Annotated in this window: 11 protein-coding genes; 7 read left to right on the forward strand and 4 right to left on the reverse strand. The window is 64.8% G+C overall.

Features of this window, described 5'->3' with window-relative positions; genetic code table 11:
• Window positions 1-4: 4 nt before the first annotated feature.
• The 3 genes from VJ651_RS05710 to VJ651_RS05720 form a co-directional block, all read right to left on the reverse strand.
• Window positions 5-3,001, reverse strand: a complete 2,997-nt coding sequence (locus VJ651_RS05710; protein WP_324106509.1) for a type VI secretion system Vgr family protein — start codon at window positions 2,999-3,001, stop codon at window positions 5-7.
• 140 nt (window positions 3,002-3,141) lie between these two features.
• Entirely contained in the window at window positions 3,142-3,462 is a 321-nt protein-coding gene (locus VJ651_RS05715) for a hypothetical protein (RefSeq protein ID WP_324106510.1), read from the reverse strand.
• A gap of 525 nt (window positions 3,463-3,987) precedes the next feature.
• Complete coding sequence (locus tag VJ651_RS05720) at window positions 3,988-5,553, reverse strand: alpha-amylase family glycosyl hydrolase (protein WP_324106511.1); 1,566 nt, start codon at window positions 5,551-5,553, stop codon at window positions 3,988-3,990.
• A gap of 321 nt (window positions 5,554-5,874) precedes the next feature.
• On the opposite strand from VJ651_RS05720, the gene VJ651_RS05725 reads away from it, so the two are divergent.
• Genes VJ651_RS05725 through treY form a run of 7 tightly spaced genes read left to right on the forward strand, consistent with a single transcriptional unit; the run spans window position 5,875 to window position 23,713 of the window.
• Window positions 5,875-9,240, forward strand: coding sequence for a maltotransferase domain-containing protein (locus tag VJ651_RS05725; RefSeq protein ID WP_324106512.1), 3,366 nt, complete (start codon window positions 5,875-5,877; stop codon window positions 9,238-9,240).
• Window positions 9,241-9,242: 2 nt separating this feature from the next.
• Window positions 9,243-12,644: a maltose alpha-D-glucosyltransferase gene (treS, locus tag VJ651_RS05730; RefSeq protein WP_414691314.1), complete on the forward strand. Its 3,402-nt coding sequence runs from the start codon at window positions 9,243-9,245 to the stop codon at window positions 12,642-12,644.
• Window positions 12,637-14,892 carry a 1,4-alpha-glucan branching protein GlgB gene (gene glgB / locus VJ651_RS05735; RefSeq protein WP_324106513.1) on the forward strand — a complete coding sequence of 752 codons (2,256 nt, stop codon included), beginning with the start codon at window positions 12,637-12,639 and terminating at the stop codon, window positions 14,890-14,892. The genes treS and glgB overlap by 8 nt, the downstream gene beginning before the upstream one ends.
• 2 nt (window positions 14,893-14,894) lie before the next feature.
• A complete protein-coding gene (gene glgX / locus VJ651_RS05740) occupies window positions 14,895-17,036 on the forward strand; it encodes a glycogen debranching protein GlgX (protein ID WP_324106514.1) in 2,142 nt (713 codons plus the stop codon).
• Entirely contained in the window at window positions 17,023-18,825 is a 1,803-nt protein-coding gene (gene treZ / locus VJ651_RS05745; RefSeq protein ID WP_324106515.1) for a malto-oligosyltrehalose trehalohydrolase, read from the forward strand. Before glgX ends, treZ begins: the two co-directional genes overlap by 14 nt.
• Entirely contained in the window at window positions 18,822-20,924 is a 2,103-nt protein-coding gene (gene malQ / locus VJ651_RS05750) for a 4-alpha-glucanotransferase (protein WP_324106516.1), read from the forward strand. The genes treZ and malQ overlap by 4 nt, the downstream gene beginning before the upstream one ends.
• Window positions 20,924-23,713 (forward strand): malto-oligosyltrehalose synthase, encoded by a 2,790-nt coding sequence (treY, locus tag VJ651_RS05755; RefSeq protein WP_324106517.1) that lies wholly within the window; start codon window positions 20,924-20,926, stop codon window positions 23,711-23,713. Before malQ ends, treY begins: the two co-directional genes overlap by 1 nt.
• On the opposite strand, the gene VJ651_RS05760 is transcribed toward treY, so the two are convergent.
• Complete coding sequence (locus VJ651_RS05760; protein WP_324106518.1) at window positions 23,669-24,070, reverse strand: hypothetical protein; 402 nt, start codon at window positions 24,068-24,070, stop codon at window positions 23,669-23,671. The two genes, treY and VJ651_RS05760, sit on opposite strands and share 45 nt — an antisense overlap.
• Between the last annotated feature and the right edge of the window lie 186 nt (window positions 24,071-24,256).

Raw genomic sequence — 24,256 nt, forward strand, 5'->3', positions numbered from 1 at the left:
CTGGTTATTCGCCATGGCGATCATGGTGTTCGTCTTCGAACACTTCATCGTCGTCTTCGGCGAAATCCTCATGCGTGTCGTAGAAGTGAAAGATACTTTCCTTGAGTCCGATCACTGCGGCGTACTGGTCGGGCGTGTTTTGCTCTGGCATAAGGCGGGAGTGCCCGTTTGGTGCGAGCTCACTCGACCATATCCGAGTTCTTTCGAAGGAATCGAATACGGCGACATGCGCGTCTTCGATTGGTATTCCATCCAGTCCATGGAGCACGAATTTTCTTGTATGAGGCGCATCGCTGACGGGCAACTCGGGAAGTTGCGGATTCATCCTCGCCGGCCCCGCAAAACTCTTGCTCGTCCCCTTGATCGAAATCGTTCCCGGACAGGCGAACGTGATGTTCCCGCCTTCAATCGTCAAGCTCGCGCCACCCTCCGTGCACAGCGTGATGCTCTTGGCGGCGGCGAAATCGACATGGCTGCTCACGCTCGCCAGCGTCACCAGTTCCTTCGCCGCCAGCCTTATCTCGCCACTTTGCGCCTGCAATTCCACATCGCCCTGACTCGCATACAGCTTGATGCCAGTGTTGTCTTCGCCGGCGCTCACCGCGCCGGCCAGCAGCCCGATTGCCTGGCCGCTGTGCAGTGTCAGTGTGTCGCCCACGGCCAACTGCATGTCGCGCCCGCTGGCGAGGTGAGCGACTTCGCCGGATGCGATATGCAAGCCATCCGACGCCGCCACGCCGATGCCTGCCTGCGCGGTAACAACCACGAGTGGTGCGTGCATATGCGGAATCTGCTCGCCGTTTGCGCCGATGCTGCCGTCGCGCGCGTCGACCATGCCGGAGATCTTGTTGAGCATCGCGTCGATCGGCGCCTGCTTGTCGTCCAGTTGACTTTGCGACTTTGCGTCGTTGAGCGCGCCGCCTTTGACGAGGATGAATTGCACCGTCTGATGTGTGGCCGCCGCCTGGTTGAAGGTTTGGGCAAATCCCTGGGCCTGCTTGAGCAGGGCGATGCCGGGCGCGTTGTCGCCGGCCGGTTCCGGCTGGCCGTCGGGTGTGCTGCCGACATAGGTGCTGATCAGGATGCCTTTGCCTGCGCGAATGGCGCCGTAGGCGTCGGTGCGCAGTTCCCAGCCCGTTCCCCGGAAGCTGCCGCGGTAGTTGTCGGCTTGATGAATCAGGTGGCCGAGATTCAGTTGCGTGGCGGCGGTGTCGGTGGCGAATTTCGTTCTCAATCGACCGCTGCTGTCGTCGAAGACGAGCTGGTTGGATTGTCGGCCATAGCCGTCGGCGCCGAGGGCGACCGATTTGAAGCCGGACAGGAAAGCGTCATGCCGGTGGTCGGCGGCGACGCCATGCCAGGCGGGCGAGGCGCCGTTGCCGATCTTGTTGTCCTGCGCGGCAGGCGAGTGGTCACCCGCCTGCGCGAAGGCGCCGGCATCGTCCTGCCCCTGGCCGTTGTAGAGCACGCCGGCGACGATGGGGCGGTCGATGTCGTTGTCGAGGAACTTGACGAGCACTTCCTGGCCGATGCGCGGGATGAACTGGGCGCCGTAACCGGGTCCGGCGGCCATCTGCAGGACGCGCACCCAGCAGCTGTTGCTTTCTTCCTGTTGCCAGTGGAAGCGGATGCGAATGCGGCCGAGGTGGTCGGTATGGACCGTGCCGGCGTTCGCGCAGGAGCCGTCCGGTCCGACCACGATGGCGCTTTGGCTGCCCAGCGCAGTGGGCCTGGGGTTGAGGCGCAGTCCGGTGTCGTCGGCGAGCGCGGGACGCCAGCGGATGTCGGCGCGAATCGCGCTGAAGCGGTTGGCGTAGCCGGTAGCGGCGGCGCTGCGCAGCAAGCCGTCCCAGCCGTCGGAATCATCGTCCGGCTGCGCGTCGAGCGGGTGTTTCATTTCGGCCGGGAGATTGTTGACGCCGGCGTGCCGAATCTCGAGCAGGGTGAAGCGGTGCGGAGCAGTGCTATCCAGTTGGTCCAGCGGCGAGCCGGTCAGGGTGAAGGCGGTGCCGGTGCGGAATGCGCGCACCGCACCGTGGCCGAACCAGGTCTTGAAGCGCGCGTCGGCGGCTTCGCGCAGGAGGCCGGCGTAGTGCTCGGCTTCGTCGTGGTCGGCGAATGCATAGGCACCGGACCAGTCGTAGCTTTCGATGCGGGCGACCTGCTCGTCGGCGAACTGCTGCGCGGTGGGCAGCGCGGTGGCGGTCACACGCTTTGCCTTGTAATCCCAGCTGGCAATGGTGGTGGTGGCCGCCTGCAGCCGGCGTTGCGCGCCGAATGCCTGGATGCTGTCGGCCTGCTCGACGGCGGCGTTGCGGTGAAAGCGGATGCCGCCCTGCGTGGCCGGGTCTTCCTCGAAGGCGGTGGAATCGGCGAACAGGACGAGGCGATGATGCGAGGTGGCGCTGTCGTCGCCGGCTTCCTCGAAGGTGAAGCCGATGCCTTCCTCGGCGAGGATGCGCGACAGGAAAGCATAGTCGGTTTCGCGATACTGGCAGCAGTAGCTGCGCGGGCGCAGGCCGGCGAGCAGGGCGTCGGCATCGGGGGTGAAGCGCCAATTGCCGCGGGGACGGTAGGCGGCCAGCACGTCGTCGATCAGATCGCGCACCGCGATGTCCTGGAACACGCGCGAGCGGCGTTGATATTGCGCCAGCGCCAGCCACGGGACCAGCGTCAGACGGTAGCGCGCCAGCCCGCCGTCGGCGCCAAGCTGGGCGACGGCCGAGACATAGCCGGAGCGCGCGCACTGGCTGCCGTCGGCCAGGCGGGTGTGCAGCACGGCCTGTTTGCCGAGCAGGGACTTGAGTTCGAGGTGCGTATCGGTGGAGAGGCAATCGACCTGGAATTCGTACAATGCGGAAAGTTCTTCCTTGCCGGTGAAGCGTTCCACCAGCAGCGCGTCCTTGCCCAGCGGCGTGTCGATGTCGTACAGGCGGGTGTCGGAAGTGAACGCGGCCAAAGGCGCGTAGAACAGGCTGGCGCCGTGCGACAGGTCGGACATGGAACACCTCGGAGGGCAAGATTCAGAGGCGTTGATTAAAACACAATAATTATCTAAATGGCAACTATATGAGAGGATGCATGCCGCCGGCAGTCTCTGCAATACCGTACGCGGGGTACGGTGCGCATCACAGCCCTTGGCTACTGCTGCTGTTCCTGCCGCAGGCGCGCAACGCGCTCCCTGAGTTCGACGGACGCCTCACCGCGTACACGCTCGGGAAAGAGATCCAGCCGGTTCACCACCGAACTCAGCACCTTGCCATGGTCTCTTTGTGGCAAGGTCCGGGCGGAAAGGTGAATGGTACGCAAGGCTTCCATATGATGGTCCTGGATGGCCGGTACGCTTTCGGCAAGCATCCCCACGATCACCTTGCGGTGTTCAGGCTGCCATTCTGAGGTGACGTCCAGCGCGGCATGCACGGCAGGCAGTTGCAGTTGCCGCTCCGACGACAGCTCGTCCACATGTGTAGTGAAGGCCGGTTCCTGCCAGTCCGCCTGTTATGGAATCTAATTGCCAGAAGGCGTGGCGCCGGCGAGGGAACCTGTAAAGGCAAGCTCGGCCTTTTCATACAGTCCTTTCATCGGTTGAGGTGACGGCAATCGCCTGCGCCACGCCTTCTGCATGCACCAAGGAGCATGAACACGGATGACTGGCTTCAATACGGCGAGATAGCCGGTGAATGGAAACTATGTGGGAAGTGCGGAAGAGCCGGTTCCTTCAACCCCGGCATTTCGTCATGCGGTGTGTGTCGCCGTGCGGCCGCAGGGCGGCGGGGCCGAGGCTAGGGGGCGACTACCGGGGCAGGCGCGCGAATCGATCAATGAGTTCGGCAATTGCTCGGCCGAATCCAGCACACCGCGCATGGCTTCTACCTCGATGCCGCGCAGGTGCGGCACCGGATGACAGTGAGTGTAGGGATGGAAATGTTGGTTCCCGCAAAGGGGAATTGCGACGAGCGCCATGTTCCGCAAGGCTGTTTCGGGCGATCAACTAGGTGCTCCGGCCACCTCCAGGAAACAGAATCCGCACACGCCCAGTGTGACCTGTTGCTTGTGGGTAGTGACGCATTGTCCCGCCAGCGTGCCGGTGAAGACCGGTGCCGGCATCTGCTTCGGCATGACGTCCATGTTGAACAGGCACACCAGTTCGTGTCCTTCATGCTGTCGTGAAAAGGCGAGCACGCCTTCCGGCGCATCGAGCAGACGTATCGTTCCCTGGCTCAATTCCGGGCGCGCGTTGCGCAGCGCGATCATCTGGCGCGCGAAGTTCAGCACCGAACCTGATCGCGCTTCCTGGCTTTCCACGTTCAGTTCGCGATGCACCTCGTCCACCGGCAGCCACGGTTCGACCTGGCTGAAGCCGCCGTGCACGTGGTTGGTCCACGGCATCGGCGTGCGGCAGCCGTCGCGGCCCTTGAACTTGGGCCAGAAGTTCTTGCCGAAGGGGTCCTGCAGGCGCTCGTAGGGCACGTTCGCTTCGGGCAATCCCAGTTCTTCGCCCTGATAGAGGCAGATATCGCCGCGCATCGCGAACAGCATCGCAAGCAATTGCTTGGCGGTCAGCACGCGATCGCGGCCGTTGAGCCAGCGCGTCGCGACGCGCGGCTTGTCATGATTGCTCAGCGCATAGCAGGGCGAGGCCGGCACCTTGATCGAATCCTCCAGCGTCGCAATCACATTGCGCACATACGCGGCGCTGCTTTCCGGGCGCATCATGGCAAAGCTGTAGGCCGAATGCAGGCGCGTCGCGCCGGTGTATTCGCCCATCAGCTTGAGCGCGTCATGCCCGCCCACTTCGGCCAGGCTGAATGCGCCGTATTCATCGAGCAGGCCACGCACCTTTTCGAGGAAGGGCAGCATCTCCGGTTGCGCCTGGTCGTACACATGCACCTGGTAACCATAGGGATGCAGTGCGCCGCTGTTGTCTTCGCGCGGCGGATTGCTGCGCAATTGCAGGTCCTGAAAGATGTGATTGCAGGCATCGAATCGAAAACCCGACACGCCCATCTCCAGCCAGAAGCGCATGTCGGCCAGCACCTGCTTTTGCACATCGGGATGGTGCATGTTCAGGTCGGGCTGGCTCGGCAGGAAGGAGTGAAAGTAATACTGGCGCCGGCCGGCATCCCATTGCCATGCGGGACCACCGAACACGGATACCCAGTTGTTGGGCGGCGTGCCGTCCGGGTTCGGATCGGCCCACAAATACCAGTCCGCCTTGTTGTTTTCCTTCGCGCGGCTTTGCACGAACCACGCGTGTTCTTCCGAGGTGTGCGAGATCACCATGTCGACGATCACGCCGAGGCCGAGCGACCTCGCGCTGTGCAGCAGGCTCTTGAAATCGTTCATGCTGCCGAAGATCGGATCGACTTCGCGGTAATCGGCGACATCGTAGCCGAAGTCCTTCATCGGCGATTTGAAGAAGGGACTGATCCAGATGGCATCGACGCCGAGGCTCTTGATGTAGGAAAGCTTTTTCTCGATGCCTCTGAGATCGCCGATGCCATCGTTGTTCGCATCAAAAAAACTGCGCGGGTAAACCTGATAAATGATCATTGACTGTCTCGCAAAACGAAATCATTTCGACAGGCCGCGCCGCATTTCATGGGCATGCGCGGCTCACCGACACAACGACAGTATTGCTGTTGCCCGAAGGAATTGTGAAGCAAGGTAGACTGGATCAGGGCTTTTTTGTTCCTCGATAGCAACGCACTTGCGAGAACGACAGCACGGCATGCGCGCTCGCAACAGAAAACTTGTGATTTCTGCATATCGTCCTGAGAACAAATTGCCGGTTTGGATGCTCTATTTGGAAAGACGTGGGCGTTTGCCTATAACGATGACGTGCAGCCTCTTTCCAATTTAGCGAACCAGCTCATGACGATTGTTCCATCGACGCTTTTCCTGCCCAGAATCTATTGCCTTCCCTCGCAGCTCGCCGGTTCGGCTTCCGGACTGGAAAAGCATCTGGACCGATGCATGAAGATGGGATTCGACCATCTGCTCGTTCCCATGCATTCCCCGCATCGTCACCCGGGTGACGATCGCGTGCATCTGTCCGATGACGCGATCGCTGCGCTGGCCAGGTTGTGCGTGAAGAAGAAGTTGCGCCTCTTGCTCGATCTCGATATCGCCGCCATCGGCACTGACGATTTCATCATGGAAAGCCATCCTGAATGGTTTTCCAGCGGCGAGTTCGACGACCTGCCCGATCCGCGCCGGGCCGGGCCGCCGCAGCGCGCCGAGGTACTGCGCCTGGCGCAACAGGACATCGCCGAAGCCGTCTCCGCCTATTGGCAACAACGCATGCGGCCGTGGCTGCACGCGGGCGTGACCGGGTTTCGCTGCATGAATGTCGCCGCCGTGCCGCCATCCTTCTGGCAACAGTTCATCGGCAGCGTGAAGACTTCGCAAGTGGCGGCACGCTTTCTCGCATGGACGCCGGGTTGCACGCCGCCGCAACTGCAGGCACTGACGGGTTGCGGCTTCGATGCCACCTTTTCCTCCTCGGCATGGTGGGACTTCCGCTCGCACTGGATGACGGAAGAATATGCGCGCCTCAATCTCGTCGCGCCGCCGATCGCGTTTCCGGACAGCCCGGACGAGCCGGTGATTGCGCGCATCCCGGGCTACGACGAGATGGTCTTGCGGCGCGGTATGCATCTGCGTGCGCTCGGGCTTGCCGCAGCCATCGGCAATGGCATGCTGATGCCGATGGGGTTCGAGTACGGCATGACGTCGCCGGCCGGCGTACCGGGCGACGGTCTGCCCGTGGCGCCGGATCTCGATCCCGCATTCGATCTCAGCGACGAGGTCGCGCGCCTGAATGAGTTCATTGCTGGCGGCATGGGCAGCTTTTACGCGGCATCGCTGCGCATGCTGAGCGGCGAAGGCTCCGGCATTGCGGTGCTCATGCGCAGCGTGACGTCCCGGCGCGACACCGGCGGCAAGGCGCTGCTGATCCTCGCCAATGCCGATGTGTCACACGCGTGTACCGTGAGCGAAAACCAGTTGATGGAACGCGCCGACGGCTTTGTTCCGCATGAGCGCATCTGGCCCGCAAGCGATGCGCCCATGCACACGATCGAACTTGCGCCGGCCGGCTTGCAGTTCTTCAGCACGCGGCGCCTGCCGCCGATCCTGATGCCGCTGCCGGAAGGCGATCAGCCGGTCACTGCCGCAGCGCGTGCGCCGCGCATCGCGATCGAAGCGATCACGCCCGCCGTGGACGAGGGCCGCTTTCCGGTCAAGCGCACGCTCGGCGACGTGGTGCATGTCGAAGCCGATGTCTTCGTCGACGGCCATGAAAAGATCGCGGTCAGCCTCTTGTGGCGCGCGGCCGACGAGGCCGACTGGCACGAGCTGCGAATGCATCCGCTCGGCAACGACCGCTGGTGCGCGACGCTGCCGATGACGCGCATCGGCCGTTATCTGTTTACCGTCGAGGCATGGCGCGATGCCTTCGCCACCTATCGCGACGAACTGGAAAAGAAGAGCACGGCCGGATTGAATGTCGCGCTGGAACTGGAAGAGGGCCGGCTGCTGGTGGAGTCGGCCGCACGCTATGCCGATCGCAAGCGCATCGCGCGTGCGACCGCGCCCTTGAAGGCGCTGGCGAAGATGCTGAAGGAACGCGCGCCCGCCGACAAGGCTGGGAACAACAAGGCAAACGACAAGCCCGGCGAGCACGGCGATGCGCACGGCAATGCGCACGACAGCGAGCGCATCGCCGCGCTGCTGTCGGAGCCGACCGCCGAAGCGATGCGCCTGGCCGATGCGCGGCCGTTCGCGGTGCGCAGGGAGCCGCCCTTGCGCATCGACGTCGATCGCGCTGCCGCGCGCTTTTCCAGCTGGTATGAATTGTTTCCGCGCTCGCAGAGCGGCGATCCGGCGCGGCATGGCAACTTCGACGACGTGATCCGGCGCTTGCCGGCCATCCAGGCCATGGGTTTCGACACGCTGTATTTCACGCCGATTCATCCCATCGGCCGGAAGCATCGCAAGGGCCGCAACAACAGCCTGACGCCGGGACCGGACGATCCCGGCAGTCCGTATGCGATCGGCGCGGCGGAAGGCGGGCATGACGCGATTCATCCGCAGCTCGGCACGCTGGAGGATTTCCGGCGTCTGCGCGAGGAAGCGGCGAAACACGGACTGGAACTGGCGCTGGATTTCGCGATCCAGTGTTCGCCCGACCATCCCTGGCTGAAGGAGCATCCGGAGTGGTTCGCGTGGCGGCCGGACGGCACGATACGCTACGCGGAAAATCCGCCGAAGAAATACCAGGACATCGTCAATGTCGATTTCTATGCGAAGGGCGCGGTGCCCGGCTTGTGGTCGGCGCTGCGCGATGTGGTGCTGTTCTGGGTCAACGAAGGCGTGCGCGTGTTCCGCGTCGATAACCCGCACACCAAGCCGCTGCCCTTCTGGGAGTGGCTGATCGCCGACATACGCGGCCGCCATCCCGACACGATCTTCCTGTCCGAGGCCTTCACGCGGCCGAAGATGATGTACCGCCTGGCCAAGGTCGGCTATGCGCAGTCCTATACCTACTTCACCTGGCGTCACAGCAAGCAGGAATTCACGGACTACCTGACCGAGCTGACGACCACCAAGGTGCGCGAATTCTTCCGTCCGCATTTCTTCGTCAACACGCCGGACATCAATCCCTATTTCCTGCAGCGCTCCGGGCGGCCGGGCTTTTTGATCCGCGCCGCGCTGGCGACCATGCTGTCGGGGCTGTGGGGCATGTACAGCGGCTTCGAGCTGTGCGAGGCGGCGCCGGTGCCGGGCAAGGAAGAGTACCTCGACTCCGAGAAATACGAAATCCGCGCCTGGGACTGGCAGCGCCCCGGCAATATCGTCAGCGAGATCACCGTGCTCAACCGCATCCGCAGCGAGAACCCGGCGCTGCAGTCGCATCTCGGCATCCGCTTTCTGAACGCTTCCGATGACCACATCCTGTACTTCCTCAAGTCGACCGAGCCGGTCGGCAGCGGCCGCCCGCGTCACTTCGGCGACAACATCGTGCTGTTGGCGATTAATCTCGATCCGTTTGCGCCGCATGAAGCCACCATCGAACTGCCGCTCTGGGAGCTCGGCCTGCCGGACGACGGCGCGCTCGAACTCGAGGACCTGGTCAATGGCCGCCGCATGACCTGGCACGGAAAGTTCCAGCAACTCAGGCTGGACCCATTTGTCTGTCCGTACGCGATCTGGCGCGTGCGGCATAAGGGGATGTAAGCATGGACATCGGCAATATCAACATCGAACGGCGCAAGTCGGTCAGGAGCGGCCCGGCCGCCCGCCGGCGCATGCTCTTCAACGAGGATCCGCTGTGGTACAAGGACGCCGTCATCTATCAGGTGCACGTCAAGTCCTTCTACGACGCGAACAACGACGGCATCGGCGACTTTGCCGGCCTGATCGAGAAGCTGGATTACATCGCCAGCCTCGGCGTGAACACCATCTGGCTGCTGCCTTTCTATCCCTCGCCGCGGCGCGATGACGGCTACGACATCGCCGACTATCGCGGCGTGCATCCCGACTACGGCACCATGGCCGATGCCAAGCGCTTCATCGCGGAAGCGCACCAGCGCGGCTTGCGCGTCATCACCGAACTGGTCGTCAACCACACCTCCGATCAGCATCCGTGGTTCCAGCGGGCACGTGCCGCCAAGCCGGGCTCGGCCGCGCGCGATTTCTACGTCTGGTCGAACAATGAAGAAGCCTACGCCGGCACCCGCATCATCTTTTGCGACACCGAGAAATCGAACTGGACCTGGGATCCGGTGGCCAATGCCTTCTACTGGCATCGCTTCTATTCGCACCAGCCCGACCTGAACTTCGACAATCCGCAGGTGCGGCGCTCGGTGCTTTCCATCATGTCCTTCTGGCTCAACATCGGCGTGGACGGGCTGCGGCTGGACGCGGTGCCCTATCTGATCGAGCGCGAGGGAACGACCAACGAGAACCTGCCCGAGACGCACGCCATCCTGAAGGAAATCCGGGCCGAACTCGACCGCGGTTTCCCGGGGCGCATGCTGCTGGCCGAGGCCAACATGTGGCCGGAGGACGTGCAGCCCTACTTCGGCGACAACGACGAATGCCACATGGCCTTCCACTTCCCGCTGATGCCGCGCATGTACATGGCGCTGGCGCAGGAAGACCGTTTTCCGATCACCGACATCCTGCGCCAGACGCCGGAGATTCCCGCCGCCTGCCAATGGGCGATCTTCCTGCGCAACCATGACGAGCTGACGCTGGAAATGGTGACCGACAAGGAGCGCGACTATCTCTGGAACTACTACGCATCGGAAAAGCGCGCGCGCATCAATCTCGGCATCCGCCGCCGCCTGCTGCCGCTGCTGGAGCGCGACCGCCGCCGCGTCGAACTGCTGAACAGTCTGCTGCTGTCGATGCCGGGCACGCCCGTCATCTACTACGGCGACGAGATCGGCATGGGCGACAACATCCATCTCGGCGACCGCGATGGCGTGCGCACGCCGATGCAATGGACGCCGGATCGCAACGGCGGTTTCTCGCGCGCCGATCCGGCCAAGCTGGTGCTGCCGCCCATCATGGACCCGCTGTACGGTTATGAGGCGGTCAACGTGGAAGCGCAGAGCGCCGATCCGTATTCGCTGCTGAACTGGATGCGGCGCATGCTGGTGGTGCGCAAGCAGCATTGCGCCTTCGGCCGCGGCAGCCTGTCGCTGCTGTATCCGACCAACCGCCGCATCCTCGCCTATCTGCGCGAATACCGCTACGCCGAAGGCGAGGACGGCGCCGAGACCATCCTGTGCGTGGCTAACGTGTCGCGCTCGGCGCAGGCGGTCGAGCTCGACCTGTCCTCCTATGCGGAACAGGTCCCGGTCGAGATGATCGGCGGCTCGGCCTTTCCGCCCATCGGCCAGCTGCCCTATCTGCTGACGCTGCCGCCTTACGGTTTCTACTGGTTCCTGCTCGCCTCCAAGTCGCGCATGCCGGGCTGGCATACGCCGGCGCCGGAGCCATTGCCCGAACTGTCGACCGTGGTGCTGCGGCAAGGCCTGCCGGAAATCCTGGAGCCGCCGAGGCGCGGCCTGATCGAGAACGCCTTGCCGGCCTACCTGCCGAAGCGGCGCTGGTACGCCGCCAAGCAGGAGAAGCTCACTGCGGTGCGCATCGCCCATGCGACGGCGCTGCCCGCGTCGCAGGCGCGGCCGCATGTGATGCCGACCATGCTGGTGGAAATCGACACCACGACCGCCAGCGGCAGCGACCGCTATCTGCTGCCGTTCGGCTTCATCCGCGAAGAGGACATCGTCACCGCGCTGCCGCAACAGCTCGCGCTTGCCCGCGTGCGGCGCGGGCGCTACGTCGGCTACCTGACCGATGCCTTCGCGCTGGATTCCTTCGCCTACGTCATCGTGGATCTGCTGCGTGCGCGCACTTCGCTGCCCTCGGACGACGGCGAGGTCCGCTTCATCCCGACCGAGGCGCTGGACGGGATCGAACTGCCGCGCGAACCCGCGATCCGCCGCGTGGCGACCGAGCAGTCGAACAGCTCGCTGGTGATCGAAGACAAGATGGTGCTCAAGCTGATCCGCCGCCTGTCGCCCGGCGTGCATCCGGAAGCGGAAATGGGCCGCTACCTCACCGCACTCGGCTTTGCCAACACGCCGCTCATGCTGGGCGAGGTGACGCGCTTCGCGCAGGACGGCACGCAGGTCACGCTGGCGATCGTGCAGGAGTACATTCACAACCAGGACGATGCCTGGCAATGGACGCTCGATACGCTCACGCGCGCCGTGCAGCAATCGACCGCCCCTGAAGCGCCCGGCACGCCGGAACTGGCCAGCGAAATTTCCGACCCGCAGACCGAACTCAGCGGCCTGGCGACCATGCTCGGCCGCCGCCTCGGCGAGATGCACGCCGCCCTCGCCAGGCCGACCGACAATCCGGACTTCGCGCCCGAAACCGCTACCGAAGAGCACACCCGGCAATGGGCGTCCTGCGCGCGCCAGCAGATCGATGCGGCCTACGAAGTCTTGCGCGCGAAGACGGGCTGGAGCAATGCCGACGAAGAGCGCCGGGTGGCACGCCTGCTCGGCCAGCGCGATCAATTGCTGGAGAAGGTGGACATGCTCGCCGCCGCCGGCCTCGGTGCGCAGCGCATGCGCATCCACGGCGACTTCCATCTCGGCCAGGTGCTGGTGGCGCACGGCGATGTCTACATCGTCGACTTCGAAGGCGAGCCGGTCAAGCCGCTCGAACAGCGGCGCGCCAAGAGCAGCCCGATGCGCGATGTCGCCGGCCTGCTGCGCTCCTTCGATTACGCCGCGGCCTTCGCCAGCAAGGCCGGACCGGCCGACCTGAGCGAGGAAGCCGAGCTGCGCAAGCAACAGATCATCAAGGACTTCGTGCCCAAATCGCAACTGGCCTTCCTTGCGGCCTATCAGGAGGCCGCCTATGGCGGCGCGCTGCCCTCCGCGGAAGAAGCCGAGCGCGCCCTGCTGCAACTGTTCATGCTGGAGAAGGCCGCGTACGAAGTCTGCTACGAGGCAGCCAACCGGCCCGACTGGATTTCGGTGCCGGTCAACGGCATGGCCAAGGTGGCGGATCAGATGCTGGGCACGACGCAAGGAGAATTGCCGAATGACTGAGCGGACGGAAGAACTTCCCGGCATCGAGGCGGCGACGGTCGATGCCCTGCTGCACGGCCGGCTGACCGATCCTTTCGGCCTGCTCGGCCCGCATCGCGTGGGCGACATGGCGGTGGTGCGCACCTTCCAGCCGGGCGCATGGGCGGTGGACGTGATGACGCGCGACAAACGGGGCGACGGCGCCGGCGAGGTGATCGATTCCCTCTACAACCTGCACAACAGCGGTTTGTTTGCCAGCACCGCGCCGCTGCTGCCGCACGGCATGCCCTACCTGCTGCGCATCACCTGGCCGGAAGGCGAAGGCGGCGAGCTTGTGCAGTACACCGAAGACCCGTACGCCTTCGGCCTTCTGCTGGGCGAGCTCGACCTGCATCTGCTGGCCGAGGGAAAACATCGCGAGCTGGGACGCTGCCTCGGCGCCAATCCGATGACCATCAACGGCATTGCCGGCACCCGCTTCGCGGTCTGGGCGCCGAGCGCGCAGCGCGTGTCCGTGGTCGGCGACTTCAACCTGTGGGACGGGCGCAGGCACCCGATGCGCCTGCGGCACGAGGCCGGCGTGTGGGAACTGTTCATTCCGCGCGTCGGCGCCGGGGAGCGCTATCAGTACGAGATCCTCGGCCCCGACGGCAATCTGCTGCCGCTCAAGGCGGACCCGGTGGCGCGCGCCACCGAAGCGCCGCCCTCGACCGTGTCGGTGGTGGCGTCCGATACGCCCTTCGCCTGGAGCGACGAAGCATGGATGGCAAGCCGCGCGAAGCGGCAGCGGCCGGATGCGCCGCTGGCAATCTATGAAGTGCATGCCGGATCCTGGCTGCGCATCATGGAAGAAGGCGGGCGCAGCCTCAACTGGCATGAACTGGGCGACCGCCTCATTCCGTATGCGCAGGGCATGGGCTTCACGCACATCGAATTCCTGCCCATCATGGAGCATCCCTTCGGCGGCTCCTGGGGCTACCAGCCGCTCGGCATGTTCGCGCCCAGCGCGCGCTTCGGCACGCCGGCCGCATTCGCGTCCTTCGTCGACCGCTGCCACGCCGCCGGGCTGGGCGTGATCCTCGACTGGGTGCCGGCGCATTTCCCCTCCGACCAGCACGGCCTGGCGCGCTTCGACGGCACCGCGCTGTACGAGCACCAGGACCCGCGCGAGGGCTATCACCAGGACTGGAATACGCTGATCTACAACCTCGGGCGCAACGAGGTGTCCGGCTTCCTGATCGCCAGCGCGCTGGAATGGCTGGAGCATTTCCATGTCGACGGCTTGCGCGTCGATGCGGTGGCCTCGATGCTGTATCGCGATTACAGCCGCAAGGAAGGCGAATGGATTCCCAACATCTACGGCGGCCGCGAAAACCTGGAAGCGATCGCCTTCCTGCGGCACCTCAACGAGGTGGTGGCAGAACGTTGCCCGGGCGCGATGACGCTGGCCGAGGAATCGACCGCCTGGCCCGGCGTGTCCGCGCCGGTGTCGGAAGGCGGCCTGGGCTTTCACTACAAGTGGAACATGGGCTGGATGCATGACACGCTGCGCTACATCGGCACCGATCCGCTGTTCCGCCAGCACCACCACAATGACCTGACCTTCGGCATGGTGTATGCGTATTCGGAAAAATTCGTGCTGCCGATCTCGCATGACGAAGTGGTGCACGGCAAGGGCTCGCTGCTCGGCAGGATGCCCGGTGATGCCGCCCAGCGCCTGGCCAATCTGCGCGCTTATCTCGGCATGATGTGGACCCATCCGGGCAAGAAGCTGCTGTTCATGGGCTGCGAATTCGGACAGGAATCGGAATGGAACCATGACAGCTCGCCGAGCTGGAACCTGCTCGACAGCCCGGCGCATCGCGGCGTGCAGCGCCTGGTGCGCGACCTCAATCGTCTCTATTGCAGCGAGCCGGCGCTGCATCGCAAGGATTGTTCGCCCGAGGGCTTTTCCTGGCTTATCGGCGACGACAGCGCCAACAGCGTGTTCGCCTGGCTGCGCAAGGGCGACGTGGACGACGCGCCGCTGCTGGTGGTCCTGAACATGACACCGGTGCCGCGCGAAGACTATCGCATCGGCGTGCCGGCGGACGATCCGCAATCGTCCGTGGTGTGGCGGGAAGTGCTCAATACCGATGCCGCCGCGTATGGCGGGAGCGGGCGCGGCAATGCCGGCGCGGTCCACAGCGAGCTGCAGGCCAGCCACGGCATGGCGCAATCGCTCGTGCTCACGCTGCCGCCGCTGTCCGCGCTCGTCCTCAAGCGATGAGCATGGCGAGCGTACAGCTTCCCTTGCCATCCATCCGGCCCGGATCGCCGACCCCACTGGGCGCTACCTACGACGGATTCGGGACCAATTTTGCGGTCTTTTCCGCGCATGCGGTCAAGGTGGAGCTGTGCCTGTTCGATGCGGAAGGGCGTCACGAGATGGCGCGCATTCCGCTGCCGGAATGCAGCAACGAAGTGTGGCATGGCTATCTGCCCGGCGTACATGCCGGCGCGCTGTACGGCTTCCGCGTCTATGGCCCCTACCGGCCCGAGCACGGCCACCGCTTCAATCCCAACAAGCTGCTGCTCGACCCTTATGCCCGGCTGTTGCAGGGCCATGTGCGCTGGACCGATGCGCTGTTCGGCTACCGGCTGCATTCACCCAAAGCCGACCTGTCCTTTGACCGCCGCGACAGCGCCTGGGCCATGCCGAAATCGGTGGTGGTCGATTCCGCCTTCAACTGGCACGGCGACCGCCCGCCGCGCGTGCCATGGGACAAAACCGTCATCTACGAAGCCCATGTGCGCGGCCTGACCATGCTCGCCGAGCGCGTTGCGCCGCGCGAACGCGGAACCTTTGCCGCGCTCGCCAATCCGTTTGTGATCGACTACCTGACCAAGCTCGGCATTACCACGCTGGAATTGCTGCCCGTCTTCGCCTATCTGCAGGATCGCCGGCTTGTGATGAATGGCCTCAGCAATTATTGGGGATACAACACGATGGCCTACTTCGCGCCCGAGCCGCGCTATCTTGCCGATGGTTCACCGGATGAAATACGGCATGCGGTGCGACAACTGCATGCGGCCGGCATCGAGGTGATCCTCGACGTGGTCTACAACCATACCTGCGAAGAAAGCGAACTGGGACCCACCATGTCCTTCCGCGGCCTCGACAATGCCAGCTATTACCGCCTGCAGGCCGGCAACCATCGCCACCTCGTCAACGACACCGGCTGCGGCAACACCCTGAACCTGTCGCATCCGCGCGTGATTCAGCTGGTGATGGATTCCCTGCGTTACTGGGCGCAGGAGTTTCACATCGATGGTTTTCGCTTCGACCTCGGCGCCACGCTGGGGCGCGAACATTACGGCTTCGATCCCGGTTCCGGCTTCTTCGATGCGCTGCTGCAAGACCCGGTGCTGTCACAGCTCAAGCTGATTTCCGAGCCGTGGGACATCGGCCCGGGCGGCTATCAGGTCGGCAACCATCCGGCCGGCATTGCGGAATGGAACGACCGCTTCCGTGACGACGTGCGCAGCTTCTGGCGCGGCGACCCCGGCATGCGCGGCGCGATTGCGGCACGTCTGCTGGGTTCGGCGGACCTGTTCAATCATCATCGCCGGCGCGCATGGTCGTCGATCAACTTCGTCACCGCGCACGACGGCTTCACCTTGCAGGACCTGGTCAGCTACAGCCACAAGCTCAACGACGCCAACGGCGAGGACAACCGCGACGGCAGCAATGAAAACCGCAGCAGCAACTGGGGCGCGGAGGGACCGACCGACGACCCCGGCATCCGCAACACGCGCGAACGCGTCAAGCGCGCGATGCTGATGACCCTGCTGTTTTCCAACGGCACACCGATGGTCCTCGGCGGCGACGAATTCGGCCGCACCCAGAACGGCAACAACAATCCCTACTGCCAGGACAACGAGATCTCCTGGTTCGACTGGGAATTGGCCAAGACCGATGCCGGCAAGGCGCTGATCGAATTCGTGCGGCATTGCATCGCGGTCCGGCATGCACGTCCGAGCCTGCGCAGCACGCGCTTTCTCACCGCCAGTTCGCGCACCCTGCAAGGCGTGCCCGATACCGGCTGGTTTGACGAAACGGGGAGCGAAATGACGCCGGACCGCTGGAATTTTCCGGAAGGCCGGCTGCTCGCGCTGCGCCGCATCGTGGGCGATCGCCATGAGGGCAGATCGGGAACCGTCGCCGCGTCCCTGCTGCTGCTCAATGCCTATTCCGAGGATCGCGAGTTCGTGCTGCCGCAGCCGGCGATGTACTGGCAAACGGTGATCGATGCCGCCGAGACGGAGGGTGGCCGGGCCGGCGCGCTGCCGCATCGGCAGCCGGCTCAGAACAGGATTGTGGTCGCCGCGCACAGCGCGATATTACTGGTGGCCGATCATGTCTCGCTTTGACTATGCATTCGGCGCACGCCTGATCGCGCCGCGTCGCACGCGTTTCCGCTTGTGGGCGCCGGACAGGCGGCAGGTGGCGATCGAGATCGATGGCCGGCCGCCGCTGGCGATGACGCCGCTCGACGGCGGCTGGTTTGCGTGCGAAGCCGATTGCGGCGCCGGTGCGCGCTACCGTTTTCGCGTGAGCGATGACCTTGCCGTGCCCGATCCCGCCTCGCGCGCGCAGGCCGGGGACGTGCACGACGCCAGCATCGTCTGCGATCCGGATGCCTACCGATGGAAAAACACGGACTGGGTTGGACGACCCTGGCACGAGACCGTGCTGTACGAATTGCATGTCGGCGCGCTGGGCGGTTTCTCCGCTGTCGCGCGTCAGTTGCCGGCGCTGGCCGAACTGGGCATCACCGCCATCGAACTGATGCCGGTGGCGGATTTCCCCGGCCCGCGCAACTGGGGCTACGACGGCGTGCTGCCCTATGCGCCCGATGCAGCCTACGGCACGCCGGAGGAGCTCAAGGCCCTCATCGACGATGCGCACGGCTTGAACATGAGCGTCTTCCTCGACGTGGTGTACAACCACTTCGGCCCCGACGGCAATTACCTCGGCAGCTACGCCAGCGCCTTCTTCCGCGACGACATGCACACGCCGTGGGGGCAGGCCATCGACTTCCGCCGGCCGCAGGTGCGCGACTTCTTCACCGAGAACGCGCTGTACTGGCTGACCGAATTCCGCTTTGACGGATTGCGCTTCGACGCGGTGCATGCGATCAGCGAAAAGGACTGGCTGGCGGAAATGGCGCAACGCGTGCGCGCCAGCATCGCGCCGCCGCGCCATGTGCATCTCGTTCTGGAAAACGACGACAATTACGCGCAACTGTTGTCGCAAACGCTGTCGCAAACGCCGCCGCGCCTGTTCGACGCGCAATGGAACGACGACCTGCATCATGCGCTGCACGTGCTCCTGACCGGCGAGCGCGAAGGCTATTACGCGGACTACGTCACGCAGACGGATGAGAAACTGGCGCGCGGGCTGGTGGAAGGTTTCATCTTCCAGGGCGAGCCCTCGCCTTTCCGCGGCGGCGCAGCGCGCGGCGAGCCGAGCGCGCACCTGTCGCCGACTGCCTTCGTGGCCTTCCTGCAGAATCACGACCAGGTCGGCAACCGCGCCTTCGGCGAGCGGCTGAACACGCTGGCCGATCCCGACGCCTTGCGCGCGGCGAGCGCCCTGCTGCTGCTGTCGCCGCAGATTCCCCTGCTGTTCATGGGTGAGGACATCGGCGCAAGCCAGCCCTTCCTGTATTTCACCAGCCACCTGACGTCGCAACTGGCCGATGCCGTGCGCAAGGGGCGCCGGCAGGAGTTCGCGCGCTTTGCGCATTTCTCCGATGCCGCGACGCGCGAGCGCATTCCCGATCCGAACGCCGAGCAAACCTTTCTCGATTCCATTCCGCGCGCCGAGGACGCCACGGCGCAAGCCTGGCGCGCATGGGTCAAGGCTCTGCTGGCGATTCGTCGCGAACACATCGTGCCGCGCCTGCAAGACGCTCGCGCGCTTGGCGCCGACCTCCTCGGCAAGGCCGCCATCAAGGCGCGCTGGCGCATGGGGGATGGCACGGTGCTGATGATCGCCTTCAATCTTCACGAGGTGCCGGTCCCGGTCGCGCTTGACTCCCTGGCCGATGGCTGGGGCGGCCGGATTCTGTTTGAAACCGAAGGCGTGCCGGATGCGCTGCTGCGCGGCGAACTGCCGGGCCATGCCTTCATCGCCGTGCTGGAGCCTGCGATATGAACGACATGGATATTTTCAATCTCGCACGGGCGGCAGGGCTGGCCCGCGAATGGACCAGCGCCAAGGGCGAGCCGATGCAGGTCACGCCGGAGTCTCTGCGCGCGATCCTCGACGCGCTCGACCTGCCTTGCGCCACAGCGGAGCAATGCCGCGACAGCCACCAGCGGCTGGCGTCGATTCAGGGCGAGGATGTGTTGCCGCCGCTGGTCACCGGCGTGGCCGGAAGCGCCTTGCACTTGCCCGGCGCGCAGCAACTCGCCGGAAAGAGCTACCGCATCGAACTGGAGAGCGGCGAACACATCGACGGCCGCTTTCCCGACGAGACGGGCGCGCAGGCGGAACTGCCGCCCATCGATCGCTACGGCTATCACCGCCTGCTGGTGGGCGAGCGCGAAACGACGCTGGCGGTTGCGCCGCCGCGCTGCTTCGGCGTGGCCGACGCCTTGCACGACCGGCAGGCCGACCCGCGCGTGTGGGGACTCGGTGTGCAGTTGTATTCCTTGCGACGGCGCGGCGACGGCGGCATCGGCGATTTCACCGGCTTGTCGCAACTGGCGCGTTCGGCCGCGAGCCACGGCGCGGCCGCACTGGCGATCAGTCCGGTGCACGCCATGTTCAGCGCGGACGTGACCCGCTTCAGCCCGTACAGCCCCTCCAGCCGCCTGCTGCTCAACGTGCTGCATATCGACCCTGCCAATGTGCTCGGGCCCGATGCACTGGCGACGGCCTTGACCACACTCGGCGAAGCCGCCGCCAGCAACATGGCATGCCTGGAGCATGAGGCGCTGATCAACTGGCCGGCGTCCGGCCTGCTGCGACTGCTGCTCTTGCGACGCCTGTACGAACAGTTCAGCGCGGCCGGCGACCAGAGCGAATTCGCCGCCTTCCGCGCGCGCAGCGGAACCGCCTTGCAGGATCATGCGCGCTTCGAAGCCTTGCATGCCTGGCATCTGGCGAAAGGCGAGAGTGGCGACTGGCGCGGCTGGGCGAACGGCTTGCGCGATCCACGCAGCGCCGAGGTAGAGAACTTCGCGCAGGAGCATGCGCAGGAAGTCGCCTTCCATGAATTCCTGCAATGGCAGGCCGCACGCGGCCTCGCCGACGCACAGAGCAGCGCGCGCGAGGCCGGCATGCCGATCGGCCTGATCACCGACCTTGCGGTGGGTGCCGACAATGGCGGCAGCCAGGCATGGAGCCGGCAGGCGGAAATCATCAATGGCCTGTCGGTGGGCGCGCCGCCGGACGTGCTCAACACGCGCGGGCAGAGCTGGGGCCTCGGCGCGTTCTCGCCGCAGGCGATGAAGGCAAGAGGATTCGGCGCCTACATCGAGATGCTGCGCGCGGCCTTCGCCTATGCGGGCGGCGTGCGCATCGACCATGTGCTCGGCCTGAGCCGCCTGTGGCTGGTGCCGCAGGGCGCTTCGCCGACGCAGGGCGCGTATCTGAAATACCCGATGTATGACCTGCTGCATCTGGTCGCGCTGGAGTCGTGGCGGCACCGCGCCATCGTCATCGGCGAGGATCTCGGCACCATCCCGCCGGGCTTTCAAAAAATCCTGGCGCAGCACGGCCTGCTCGGCATCCGTGTGCTGCTGTTCCAGCAACACGACGGCCGCTTCCTCGGTCCCGGCGAATGGACCAGCGAGGCGATCGCCACCACCACCACGCACGACCTGCCGACGGTGGCCGGCTGGTGGCAGGGGCGCGACATCGACTGGGCCGGCCGGCTCGATCTGCTTGAGCCGGGCAAGTCGGAAGCGGACGCGCGGCGGCATCGCGACCATGAGCGCGTTGCGTTGTGGCAGTCGATGAAGGACGCCGGATGCGCCGGCGGCAACGTGCCGGAAAGCCGTGCCGAGGCCGCGCCGCTCGATGCGGTGGTCGGCTTTCTTTCCGCGACCGTCGCGCCGCTGGCCATGCTGCCTATCGAGGACGCGCTCGGGCTGCATGAACAGCCGAACATCCCCGGCACCATCGATACCCATCCGAACTGGCGCCGTCGCCTGCCGGGTCCGGCGGCATCGCTGCTCGATGCGCCATCGGTCGCCCATCGCCTCGCCATCATGAATCGCGGCCGCTCCTGCGGGAATAAATCCTGATGTCCATCCCGCTTGCCACCGTCCGCCTGCAGTTGCACAAGGGCTTCAGCTTCGACGATGCGGCCGGCACCGTGCCGTACTACCAGGCGCTGGGCATCAGCCATGTGTATGCCTCGCCCATCCTCACCGCGCGCAGCGGCTCGACGCACGGCTACGACATTGTCGACCCCACGCACATCAATCCCGAACTCGGCGGCGAGGAAGGTCTGCGCCGCTTCGTCGCGCGCCTGCGTGCGGCCGGCATGGGACTAATCCTCGACATCGTGCCCAACCACATGGGGATCGGCCCGGAGAACCCGTGGTGGCAGCATGTGCTGGAATGGGGCGAGGCAAGCCCCTACGCGCACTGGTTCGACATCGACTGGCACCCCGCGGATGAAACCCTGCAGAGCAAGCTGCTCGCGCCCTTCCTCGGCCAGCCCTATGGCGATGTGCTCGCCTCCGGCGACATCCGGCTGCGCTTCGACGAGACGCGCGGCAAGTTTTTCGTCAGCTATTTCGATCATCGCTTTCCGCTGGCGCCGGCCGATTATGCGCAGGTGCTGCGCGCCGCCGGCTCGCCGCCGCTCGATGCCGCCATCAAGGCGTTTGACGAAGGCGCGGATGCGCAAGGCGGCATCACCCAGCAGCATGCCGACGCCGGCCACGGCCTGCTGCGCACGCTGTTTCGCAGTAGCGAAGGCGCGACAGCCATCCACGCCGCGCTCGCCGCCTTTTCGGCGGAGACGCCGCAAGGTTTCGACGCCCTGCACGGACTGCTTGAGCGCCAGCATTACCGCCTTGCATGGTGGCGCTGCGCGGCCGACGGCATCAATTGGCGGCGCTTCTTCGAAGTCACCGACCTGGCCGGCGTGCGGGTCGAGCAGGACGATGTGTTCGAAGCCACGCACGCGCTCATCTTCCGCCTTTACACCGAGGGAATGATCGACGGCTTGCGCATCGACCATGTGGACGGCCTGGCCGATCCGGGCGCCTACTGCCGCAAACTGCGCCACCGGCTGGAAGCGCTGACCGCGCAGCGCCCGCATGAACTGCCGCCCGCGCCGGCCTATCTCATCGTGGAAAAAATCCTCGCGCCGGACGAGCAGTTGCGCGCCGACTGGCGCATCGACGGCACTAGCGGCTACGACTTCATGGACCGCGTCGGCGCGCTGCTGCATGCTGCTTCGGGCGAAGCGCCGCTGAGCGCGCTCTGGCGCGAGACGACCGGGCAGGAACATGTATTCGCGGAAGAAGTGCGCCAGGCGCGGCACCAGCTGCTGGCGAACAATCTCGCCGGCGAATTCGAGTCGGCCGCGCGTGCCCTGCACGCGGTGGCGCGCACCGACCTGCGCACGCGCGATTTCTCGCTCGCGGCGATCCGGCGCGTGTTTGCGGAATTGCTGGTGCATTTCCCGGTGTACCGCACCTATGCCGACGCCAACGGCCGCGACGAACTCGACCAGCGCGTCATCGATCGCGCGCTGGAGCAGGCAAGCCAAACGGTGGAGCGCACCGAAGTCCCCTTGCTCGATACGGTCGCCCGCTGGCTGGGCGGCGACGCGCCGCGCGATTACGGCAACACCCGGACGCGCCGCTTGCATCAGAGCGCCATCACGCGCTTCCAGCAACTGACGCCGCCGCTCGCGGCGAAGTCGGTCGAGGACACCGCCTTCTACCGCTATGGCAGGCTGCTCTCGCGCAATGAGGTAGGCGCCGACCCGGGCCGGTTTTCCATTCCGACGCAAGAATTCCATGAAGCCAACAGCGTGCGCGCGCTGTGTTTCCCGCATTCGATGCTCGCCACCGCGACCCACGATCACAAGCGCGGCGAAGACGTGCGCGCCCGCCTCGCGGCATTGAGCGAAATGTCCGGGGCGTGGGCCGATGCGGTGCGCGAATGGATGCACTTGAATGCGCCGCTGCGTTCAACCGGCGAGAACGCAGCACCGCAACCGGCCGATGAATTGATGCTGTACCAGATGCTGGCCGGCGCCTGGCCGATCGGACTCGATGCCGGCGACACGCAAGGCATCCGGCGCTTCGCCGATCGCATCGAGCGCTGGCAGACCAAGGCATTGCGTGAAGCGAAACAGGTGAGCGACTGGGTCCTGCCGAATGAAGAATACGAAGCCGCCTGCAGAACATTCCTGTACGCGATCCTGACACCGGGACCGCAAAACAGCTTCCTGCCGGCGTTCCTGGCCTGGATGGACAGGCTGGTTCCGGCCGGCGTGCTCAAGAGCCTCGCGCAATGCGTGTTGCGCATGACTTCACCCGGCGTGCCGGATCTGTACCAGGGCGCGGATCTGTGGGATTTCAGCCTGGTCGATCCCGACAACCGCGGTCCGGTCGATTATGCGCTGCGAATGCAAGCCTTGCAGACGCCGCCGCCTCCGGTGACCGATCTGGACGGATGGAAAAGCGGCCGCCTGAAGCAGCAGATCATCCATCACGGCTTGACGCTGCGTGCGCAACATCCCGAGTTGTTCTCGCGCGGCGAATACCTTCCCCTGGAAATCGACGGATCGCTGGCGCCGCACGCGATCGCATTCCTGCGCCGTCACGAAGAGCATTCGGTGATTGTGATCGCCGCGCATCTTCCCGGCGCGCTGCTTGACGATGTTCTGGCCGATGAGCACACGCCCGCACTTCTTCCTTCGCGATGGGAGGACACGGCAGTGCTGCTTCCCGATACGGCAAGCACGGTGCGAACCGAGCTGTTTACCGGCAGGCGCTTCGCGATCGATGCGGGGCGCGTGCTGCTAAGCGACGTGTTGTCGCTGCTGCCCGTCGCTGTTCTGAGCTAAGGGATCGGCCTGACTGACGGCTTCCTTGTCGCCGTCCGCCTGCGGCGACTGCAGCGATTGCAGGAATTCTCTCTCGATGAAGGAGAAGAAGGTCGAATCACTGTATTTGGCGCGAAACCACCGATACCATCGCGCATCCTTCTGCATCACGGCTTCCGCCTGCTCCAGCGCTTCGATGCGCTTGCGTTTTTCGGCCAGATCAAAGGCCGCCACGTCGCTTGCCAATTTGTACTCGCTCACCTGCCGCAGCAGTCGCGTGTTTTCGTTTTGCAGATGCTCGATCGCGCGCGTTGCCTTATCGACAAGTGCAAGCAGGTCATCCGGCGTGATGTCCTTGCCTTCGGCGGACTGTTCCATGTGTTCCTTTTCTTCAACGATTCCTGGGGGAATCATTAGGTGCGAAAAGTTGCAAACAGTTCCGTTATTGCATCCTTGAATTGCGTTGATTGTTGGCTTGTGAGTTGAGCGCAGCGTTTTGCGTTGACACTGTCTCGGCGTAGCGACACGCGGCAGACATATTTGTAAGCAAAGATCCGATTTGCC

This window comes from Noviherbaspirillum sp. (assembly GCF_035254865.1).
Lineage (GTDB): Bacteria > Pseudomonadota > Gammaproteobacteria > Burkholderiales > Burkholderiaceae_D > Noviherbaspirillum.